11 protein-coding genes and 1 riboswitch are annotated in these 9,328 nt (G+C 54.5%); all 11 genes read left to right on the top strand.

The features are described from left to right. Positions 1–59 precede the first annotated feature (59 nt). A complete protein-coding gene (locus CAG65_RS11280; RefSeq protein WP_161447485.1) occupies positions 60–566 on the top strand; it encodes a lactoylglutathione lyase family protein in 507 nt (168 codons plus the stop codon). Positions 567–725: 159 nt separating this feature from the next. Further along, positions 726–1,715: a zinc-binding dehydrogenase gene (locus CAG65_RS11275; RefSeq protein ID WP_161453689.1), complete on the top strand. Its 990-nt coding sequence runs from the start codon at positions 726–728 to the stop codon at positions 1,713–1,715. Between the two features lie 108 nt (positions 1,716–1,823). Then, complete coding sequence (gene dkgB / locus CAG65_RS11270) at positions 1,824–2,627, top strand: 2,5-didehydrogluconate reductase DkgB (RefSeq protein WP_161453688.1); 804 nt, start codon at positions 1,824–1,826, stop codon at positions 2,625–2,627. Between the two features lie 88 nt (positions 2,628–2,715). Next, positions 2,716–2,829, top strand: a riboswitch (TPP riboswitch). 101 nt (positions 2,830–2,930) lie between these two features. Then, a complete protein-coding gene (thiD, locus tag CAG65_RS11265; RefSeq protein WP_161453687.1) occupies positions 2,931–3,767 on the top strand; it encodes a bifunctional hydroxymethylpyrimidine kinase/phosphomethylpyrimidine kinase in 837 nt (278 codons plus the stop codon). Continuing rightward, a complete protein-coding gene (locus CAG65_RS11260; protein WP_161453686.1) occupies positions 3,757–4,512 on the top strand; it encodes an ABC transporter ATP-binding protein in 756 nt (251 codons plus the stop codon). The genes thiD and CAG65_RS11260 overlap by 11 nt, the downstream gene beginning before the upstream one ends. A gap of 10 nt (positions 4,513–4,522) precedes the next feature. Continuing rightward, positions 4,523–5,305, top strand: coding sequence for an ABC transporter permease (locus tag CAG65_RS11255; RefSeq protein WP_443098393.1), 783 nt, complete (start codon positions 4,523–4,525; stop codon positions 5,303–5,305). Positions 5,306–5,321: 16 nt separating this feature from the next. Continuing rightward, the gene (locus CAG65_RS11250; protein ID WP_021706761.1) at positions 5,322–6,272 is read left to right on the top strand and encodes an ABC transporter substrate-binding protein; all 951 of its coding nucleotides are present in this window, start codon (positions 5,322–5,324) and stop codon (positions 6,270–6,272) included. A gap of 12 nt (positions 6,273–6,284) precedes the next feature. Next, entirely contained in the window at positions 6,285–6,947 is a 663-nt protein-coding gene (tenA, locus tag CAG65_RS11245) for a thiaminase II (RefSeq protein WP_161453684.1), read from the top strand. A gap of 11 nt (positions 6,948–6,958) precedes the next feature. Beyond that, complete coding sequence (gene thiM / locus CAG65_RS11240; RefSeq protein WP_161453683.1) at positions 6,959–7,744, top strand: hydroxyethylthiazole kinase; 786 nt, start codon at positions 6,959–6,961, stop codon at positions 7,742–7,744. Positions 7,745–7,770: 26 nt separating this feature from the next. Continuing rightward, entirely contained in the window at positions 7,771–8,397 is a 627-nt protein-coding gene (thiE, locus tag CAG65_RS11235; protein ID WP_161453682.1) for a thiamine phosphate synthase, read from the top strand. A gap of 162 nt (positions 8,398–8,559) precedes the next feature. Next, the gene (locus CAG65_RS11230; RefSeq protein ID WP_021706765.1) at positions 8,560–9,318 is read left to right on the top strand and encodes a phosphatase PAP2 family protein; all 759 of its coding nucleotides are present in this window, start codon (positions 8,560–8,562) and stop codon (positions 9,316–9,318) included. The last annotated feature ends 10 nt before the right edge of the window (positions 9,319–9,328 follow it).

The raw sequence follows: 9,328 nt of genomic DNA, 5'->3' as shown, positions 1-9,328 counted from the left end.
ATCCACCTCGGCCCTAATCTTGAGGGCAGTCAACAAGCCACAATCAAGAAGAGGTGATTATGTCAAATCCATACCCAAGAACGTTTTCTCATATCGGCATTTCTGTGCCGGATCTGGACGCTGCCGTGAAGTTTTACACCGAAGTGCTCGGCTGGTACGTCATTATGCAACCGACCGAAATCATGGAGGACGATTCTGCTATCGGAGAAATGTGTACCGACGTGTTTGGTGCAGGCTGGCAAAGTTTTCGTATCGCACATTTGTCGACCGGTGACCGCATCGGGATAGAACTGTTCCAGTTTAGTAATCAGCAAAACCCGGACAACAACTTTGAGTACTGGAAAACCGGTGTGTTCCATTTCTGTGTACAGGATCCGGATGTAGAAGGACTGGCGGAGAAAATCGTTGCCGCAGGTGGCAAGCAACGAATGAAAGCGCCTCGTTACTACTACCCGGGTGAAAAACCTTATCGCATGATTTACATGGAAGACCCGTTTGGCAACATTCTGGAAATTTACAGCCACAGTTACGAGCTGCATTACGCCAGCGGCGCCTATACTTCATAGTGGTTAAAAATATTGAGCGGTGCCCCGGACGAGTTCGCGTCGGGGTAAACTGCCGGCTAAACCACAAGCCGGAACCGGCTTGAGACAGGCTGCGTCAGCGGCCTGTCGACGATTTCGCAGTGCAATGGTTGCTGCAACTATGCCCAGAGGAGTGTCATCATGAAAGCCGTAACCTATCAGCGTGTCGAGGATTCGTTTGTCCTTAAGGAACTGGCGATCCCAGTGCCGGAGAGTGAATTTGATGTGGTTGTCAAAGTACACGCGGTAGGACTTAACCCGGTGGATGCTAAAATTCATTTGTGGCATCAGACGGTCAGTCACATGAATGACGACTTTGTCGGCGGCTTGGATGTCTCAGGCGAAATTGTTGCAGTTGGTGAGGCGGTGAGCGAGTGGCGAATTGGGCAACGTGTGCTTTATCACGGTGATATGCGCCGTGCATATGGAGGATTTGCCCAGTATGCCCTGCAGGACTCACGCGCCTTGCTGCCGCATCCGGCCATCAGCGCCGAAATGGCCGCGGCTACTCCCTGTGCCGCCTGGACGGCTTATCGGGCGTTGGTGGACAAGCTCAATATTGCTGAACGTAGCAGCATTTTCATTGCCGGTGGCGCCGGTGGTGTGGGCAGCTTTGCGATTCAGTTGGCGCGGCTTTTTGGCGTGCATACCATCATTACCACCAGTTCGGCCTCTAATCACGGTTACGTGCGTTTGCTCGGTGCCACGGACGTGATTGACTACCATCAGGAAGACATCGTGCAGCGGGTCATGGCCATCACTGCCGGACAAGGGGTGGAAGTGGCGCTCGATTGTGTCGGTGGTGACAACGATAAAATAGCTGCCGCAGTCCTCGGATTTGAGGGGGAACTGGTAGAGTTAGTAAAAACGATGAACCCGACGGAATATCCGGGCGCGTTTGAGAACGGACTCAGTTTCCATCAACTGAGTCTGGGATCAGGCCACATCAATGGTGAACTGGGCCGGGCAACCATCACTGATGCCGGGCGCTCGGTCTCTTATCTGTTGGAAATGGGTGAGCTACAGCTGCCGGAACTGAAAGTGATTGAGCTGGAGCAGATCGGTGCCGCACTGAAAGCGCTGCGTGACCAGCACACGGTCGGAAAAGTCGTGGCGCGTATTACCCACTGAGATTGTTGTTTGTGGCGCAAAAGTGATTTGTTATTTTTGCCGTTTACGCATTGAGTACACGGCACAATAATAAGCCTCATCGGACAACCCAATACAAAGGTAAAGTGAATGAATACCATCCCTATGCTTGGCGCAGGCACATTTCGACTCAACGAGCAGGCGGCCTTCGATTCCGTGTTGATGGCGTTGCAGGCTGGCTACCGGCACATTGATACGGCGCAGATATACGGCAATGAACAGCAGGTCGGAGAGGCAATCCGTGCTTCAGGGCTAGCACGTGATCAGGTGTTTATTACCACCAAAGTCTGGACCGACAATCTGGCTAAAGCCGACTTTATTGACAGCGTTCGCGACAGTTTGGCCAAGTTGCAGACCGATTACGTTGACCTGTTGTTGATCCACTGGCCACTCAAAGATCCAGGTGTGGCAATGGCAGAGTATCTGGGCGAACTTAAAACGGCCAAAGCCACTGGACTGACGCGTCAGATTGGCGTGTCTAATTTCACCAACGCCCAGCTTGAACAGGCCATCGCGATAGTTGGTGAAGGCGAAATTGCGACCAACCAGGTCGAAGTGCATCCGTATCTGCAAAACCGTGATGTTGTGGCATGGTGTCGACAACACGGCGTCGTGGTGACCGGTTATATGCCGTTTGCTTACGGTGAAGTGCTGAAAGACGACACCATTTTGGCGATTGCCGATAAACACGGGGCGTCAGCGGCCCAAGTGGTGCTGGTGTGGATGCGGCAACAGGATCTGGTCACGATTCCATCGTCGACCAAAAAAGCCAATATCGAGAGTAATCTGGTGTCAGATACCATTACGCTGAATGCCGATGATATGGCGCAAATCGCAGTACTGGATCGAGGTCAGCGGCTGGCCAATCCAGACTTTGCCCCTGAGTGGGACTGAAGCAGAAAGTCAGTAAAAATGTGAAAATCCAGGCACCTGGCCCGGATTTTTTGTGTCTTTCCCGGTAATAGTTGCTATTATCAGCAGCATCGAATAGTCGGGGGGCCGTTGTCGTTTAACGATGACAGGCTGAGATCGCATTGCGAGACCCGTTGAACCTGATTCAGTTAGCACTGACGTAGGGAACTATTGCACCGTCTGCCTTGGCGCAGCGGTCCACGTTACTCAAGGGTAAATACGCTCTGCGTTGATCCGCCTCCCTTGTTCACGTGCCAGTTCCCGAACGTCAGTTTAGGAGCGAGCATGCCTCACATCACACACTCTTCATCTACGCCCATTGTCCTGACCATAGCTGGTTCAGACAGTGGTGGTGGCGCCGGTATCCAGGCGGACATTAAAGCTATTTCGGCGACCGGCAGTTTCGCCTGTTCAGCCATTACCGCGATTACTTCACAAAATACCCTGGGCGTTTCGGCCATTTTTCCGGTTCCGTTACAACACGTTGAGCAGCAGCTGGACGCCGTTTTCAGCGATCTCAATGTTGTGGCGGTTAAAGTCGGTATGTTAGCGGACGCGGAGATCATCCGTGTGGTGACCGCTAAGATCCTTCAGTATCAACCTCGATTTCTGGTGGTGGATCCTGTGATGGTGGCAACCAGTGGTGATCTGCTTCTGGAGCAGGCGGCGATCAGTACGCTAAAACAATTGCTGCTTCCGTTGGCGGATCTGATCACCCCCAACTTGCCGGAAGGCGCCGCACTGACGGGGCGGCCAATCCCGAACAATGAAGATGATATGACCCACATGATCGCCGACTTGCGTCAGTTGGGCGCGGGTGCCATTTTGCTCAAAGGTGGCCATCTGGAGCAAGACGCCCAGAGTACCGATCTGCTGATCACACCTGACCGGGTTGAGCGCTTGTCCTCCAAACGCATTGCGACGCGCAACACTCACGGTACGGGCTGCACACTGTCATCGGCGATCGCGTCGTACCTGGCTCAGGGCAATGTTCTGCACAAAGCGGTCCATCTGGGTAAACAGTATATTTCTCAGGCGATTGCGCATGCTGATGAGCTCGACATTGGTCAGGGACATGGGCCGGTACACCATTTCTTCGACGGGCACCGCTATGTGCGCTGAGCCGGCGGCGTTGGGTGTGACGCTGGAGCAACTTGCGCTGCGCTACCACGACAGCGATACCGCGACGCTGAGTGGCTTCGATATGCACATTCCAGCCAGTCAGTGGACCTGTATTCTTGGTCGAAGTGGTTGCGGAAAATCCACCTTGCTGCGCTATCTGGCTGGCCTTTTACACGCGCAAGCGGCGGTCAGCGGCAAACTTACGGTCTCTGATGGGCAACCGCTCGAAGGTCGAATTGCCTACATGGCGCAACAAGATTTGTTGATGCCATGGTTGTCGGTACTCGACAACGTTTGTCTGAGCCGCCGTTTTGGCCAGGCGGCCCCGGCGGACACGGCGCGGGCGGTATCGCTGCTCCGGTCTGTTGGACTGGCTGAATATCAACAGGCCATGCCACAACAGCTGTCCGGTGGGATGCGTCAGCGGGTTGCGCTCGCCCGGACATTAATGCAGGACCAGCCCGTCGTGTTGATGGATGAACCGTTTTCCGCCTTGGATGCGGTTACCCGCCACAAGTTGCAGACGCTGGCGGCGACGTTGCTGCGCGGGAAAACCGTAGTACTGATTACTCACGATCCACTCGAAGCCATTCGCCTCGCACATCAGCTCTATATTCTGCAAGGGATGCCGGCTCAGGCTGAGTCTCTGGCCTTGCCTGCGAGCCGGCCACCACGCAGCTTGGATGCCGATGGGGCGCAATTACAACAGCAGATCATTGAGGCTCTGGAGCAAGACTATGCGTGAGGTCACTCAAATGGCGTCGCTGCCGTCTGCCTTTCGACGCAAGGAGCGAGTATCCCATCCGGCTGTTCGTCTGGCGCTCAGCGCCTTGGTTATCCTGGCGCTTTGGCAACTGCTGGTGGTCGCGCTGCGCCTACCGGCGTTTATCCTTCCAGCTCCGCTGGATGTGTTCGAACGTTTGCTGCTGCGCCACGATGTTCTGCTGCGTCATACCTGGGTTACTGGCCAGGAAATTGTACTCGGTTTACTGCTGGGATTGTCGGTTGGGCTGATGTTTGCGCTGCAGATGTTGCTGTTTGCTCCGCTGAAACGTTGGTTGCTTCCTTTGCTGATCGCCAGTCAGGCGGTGCCAGTGTTTGCCATTACCCCCATTCTGATGCTCTGGTTGGGTTATGGCATGGCGTCAAAAGTGGTGATGGCGGCGATCATTATCTTCTTTCCGGTCACCACCTGTTGTTATGACGGACTGCGAAATACGCCAAACGGTTATCTCGATCTGGCGCACACCATGCGTGCGACCCGCTGGCAACTGCTGCGTTACATTCGCTTTCCGGCGGCCTTGCCGGCACTGGCATCTGGCATTCGTGTTGCGGTGGTGATTGCTCCCATCGGTGCGGTGGCGGGGGAGTGGGTCGGCTCCAGCGAAGGGCTTGGCTACCTGATGCTGCAAGCCAATGCGCGCATGCAAATCGACGAAATGTTCGCGGCGCTCTTTATTCTTTCCGGGTTGTCGGTGGCGCTGTATTTCCTGACCGACACTTTACTTAAACGATTTATCCCTTGGGAAAGTCACTGATTAAAAAGGACTCTGTGTGAAAACAACCAAATTTATCTGTGCTGTTACTCTGGTGGCGTCACTGTTTTCCATCGCGGCACACGCGGAAACCAAACCTCTGACTCTGATGCTCGACTGGTTTGTGAATCCGAACCATGGCCCGATTGTGATTGCCAAACAACGGGGCTACTTTCGTCAGCAAGGGCTGACGGTGGATATTCAGGAGCCGGCAGACCCGAGTACGCCTGCCAAGCTGGTCGCAGCGGGTAAAGTCGATCTGGCCGTATCATATCAACCAAGCCTGACCATGGATGTGGCACAAGGATTGCCATTGATCCGCGCCTCAACGCTGATCGCGACACCGCTGAACACCCTGATGGTGCTGGACAACGGTAAGATCAACACCATGGCCGATCTCAAAGGGAAGAACATCGGTATCGCCATTGCAGGCAATGAGGAGGCCACTATCGGGACGATGTTGGCGCAGGAAGACGTGAAATTCAGTGACGTGAACATCATCAACGTGGGTTGGGCGCTTTCGTCGTCACTGGCGTCTGGCAAAGTCGACGCTATCTGGGGGGGCTTGCGTAATTTTGAAACCAATCAACTGGCGCTGGAAGGGTATCAAGCCAAAGCATTTTTCCCCGAAGAGCTTGGCGTTCCTGCGTACGATGAGTTGGTGTTTGTGGCCAATGCCAAGCATTACGATGCTAAAGCCATTCAGGGGTTCAATAAAGCGATTGAGCAGGCGACGACCTATATTGTGAATCACCCTCAGCAAGCCTGGAACGAGTTTGTTGCCTATGCTCCGGATACACTGGGCAATGAACTGAACCAGCGCGCCTGGCAGGATACTCTGACACGTTTTGCGCTGCGCCCGTCCGCGGTGGATCTGAAGCGATATGATGACTACGCGCGGTTTATGTATGACCAGCACATCATCCAAACTCTGCCTAAGGCAGGCGATTACGTTGTTGATTTTAACTAACCGGAGCACCCGATGAATTATCAGGATTTGATAGAGGCTTGCCGTGATGACTGGCAGGCGTATACCCAGCATCGTTTTGTTCAGCAACTGGCAAGTGGGGCTTTGCCACAACCCTGTTTTTTGCACTATCTGCAACAGGATTTTCTGTTTCTCAAGCAGTACGCCCGTGCGTACGCGTTGGCTATTTACAAAGCGCGCACGCTGGAGGACATGCGGCGCGCGTTGCCAAGTGTACACGCGCTACTGGACTCGGAAATTGCTCATCACGTCCGCTACTGCGAACAGTGGGGACTGACAGAGCGAGACATGGAAAATGAAGCGGAAGATGTCGGGACCGTCGCCTACACTCGCTTTGTACTGGACGCGGGAATGAGCGGTGATCTGGTCGATCTTTATGCCGCTTTGGCGCCGTGCTCCATCGGTTACGCAGAGATAGGCCGCGCGCTGTTGGCGGCAAAGGAGACATTGCTTGAAGGCAACCCGTATGCGACCTGGTTGCATCTCTATGGCGGTGAAGAGTTTCAGTCTGGTGTGGCCGACGGCGCCGCGCATTTCAACCAGTTGCTGGCAGACATCGACCTCTACAGCTCGCGCGGACAAAATCTGATTCAGGTATTCAAAACCGCCACCCGAATGGAAGTGGCGTTCTGGCAGCAAGGTCTGGATGCACAATAGGAGAACACGACGTGGAAAAACAACTCATCGTAGACGCATTACGCGCAGTCCGGGCGCAGAAACCTCTGGTGGTGAATATCACCAATTACGTGGTGATGAATAACACGGCCAACGCCCTACTGGCGCTGGGAGCGTCCCCCATCATGGCGCATTCCAAACAGGAACTGGCCGAAATGATGGCATTCGCTGGTGCGCTGGTGATCAATATTGGCACCCTCGACAGTCAATGGCTGCCGCGGATGCGCTATGCGGTGGAGCAGGCCAATAGTCACGGCAAAGTCGTGGTGCTGGATCCGGTCGGATGTGGGGCCAGCCGTTTGCGTACCCAAGCGTCACGCGAGTTGGCGCAACTGGCGCAGCAACTGATTATTCGGGGGAATGCGTCCGAAATCATCGCACTGGCTGGCGAGCAGGCGCAAAGTAAAGGTGTGGATGCGCTGGACAGTAGCGATGCGGCTGTTGGCGCCGCGCATTATCTGGCAGAGCAGTATCAGGCCAGTGTGGTGATTTCCGGAGAAAGTGATTACGTGGTCTCGGCCGATCGCATTCAGTCACTGTCCAATGGTCACGCCATGATGCCATATGCCACGGGTATGGGGTGCACGCTGAGCGCGCTCACCGGTGCGTTCGCTGCTGTTGGAGAAACCTCAGGACTGGCGGCTGCGGCGGTCATGGGCGTGGCGGGGGAACTGGCTGCGGAGTTAGCTAACGGGCCGGGTAGCTTACAGATGCATCTGCTGGATAGCTTGTATCAATTGGATGAAACGGTGCTGTTATCGCGCCTCAAACTGCGATGACCGAGCGCAGAAGCGGAGACTCTTTTATGAATCCTTACCGTTTGTACCTGGTGACGGATGATCAACAAGACATCACCAGGCTCAAGAAGGTGGTGGCGGAAGCGGTCGCCGGTGGGGTTACCATGGTGCAGGTCCGTGAAAAACACGGTGATGTGCAGGCGTTTATCCAGCGCGCCGAAGCCGTCAAAGCGGTCTTGCAAGGTTCCGGGGTGCCGTTGATTATTAATGACAGAGTAGATGTGGCACTTGCGGTCGGGGCAGACGGAGTGCACCTTGGGCAGTCCGATATGCCAGCAGACATCGCCCGCCGTCTGATTGGTGATGATAAACTGCTCGGGTTGTCGATTGAAAATGAGCAGCAACTGGCCGACGCGGAGGCTCTGCCGATCGACTATATTGGGCTGAGTGCGATTTTCTTGACCCCGACTAAGACCAACATCCAGAACGAGTGGGGGATACCCGGGCTGGAGTATGCGCTGGCCAACAGCCGTTATCCGGTGGTGGCGATTGGCGGCATTCATCCGGCTAACCTCCAACAAGTCTGGGAGACGGGCGTGCATGGCGTCGCTTTGGTGTCGGCTATCTGTCATGCCGCAGACCCGCGCACGGCTGCCGCGGCCATCTTACAGCAGCTATCCGACGAGCCAAACTGAGCGATCATGAGCCATTGCCTCAGTCTGTGGGGCGGTGGCTCTGAGACGTTTTTCTCACTTGTGTGATTTACTTTCCGCGATTTGACAGCAAATTGATTATTCCCGGCCTGCTTGTCGGCTACCATGCCGAATCTTCCAATGGTTGCTTGGGCGGAATGAGCGATGAAAGAGCACTTATACAGTAAATACAATGGGTTACTTATGCTACTGCTGATGTCGGTGCTGTTGGTACCGGTGTGTTTACTGAGCACCAATGTGGACTTGCTCTCTCACGTGTCTGACTTGACTGGAATCACTTACAACATGCTGACCAATTCCGCTGGTAGTAAAGGTTTCCTGTTTACCCTGATTTTTCTTACTGCCCTGACGTTCATACTGCGAATCCCAAAAGCGCAATGGGCGTCACGCATGTTACAACTCGCACTGATCCTGATAATAGGGTTTGCCAGCAAAACCGGCCTTAAACACCTAACGGAAAGCCCTCGTCCTTACACTGAACTGCTGACCGCGCAGTTGCTGATCCCGGACCCGGGTCATTTCTACAAACTGGATACTGCACAAAAAGCGGCGGTGATTCAGGAAGCCCAAAAAGAAGTGAGCCACTGGCGCACCGTGAACTGGCAGGGGGAAAAAGATTTTTCTTTCCCATCCGGCCACACGCTTTTTGCGGCGATTTGTGTGGCGTTCTTTGGCGGTCTGTTCTTTGAACGTAAGCGCTACGCGTTGGCCGTGGGGGTACTCGCCTGGGCACTGGCCGTAGCCTATAGCCGGTTGTGGTTGGGTATGCACCGACCAGCCGATCTGTTTGGCTCAGTCCTATTCATTACGGCGGTGTATGCTTTGATGCCAAATTTCACTCAGGTTGGGGACAAACTGGTGGCCAAGTTGCCTGAACGTTGGCAACACGTGTTATCACGTTGAGCTGGGTTTC

The organism is Vibrio sp. V39_P1S14PM300 (genome assembly GCF_009904765.1).
GTDB classification, from domain to species: Bacteria; Pseudomonadota; Gammaproteobacteria; order Enterobacterales; family Vibrionaceae; genus Vibrio; species Vibrio proteolyticus.
This window is presented reverse-complemented; position numbering and strand designations above follow the sequence as displayed.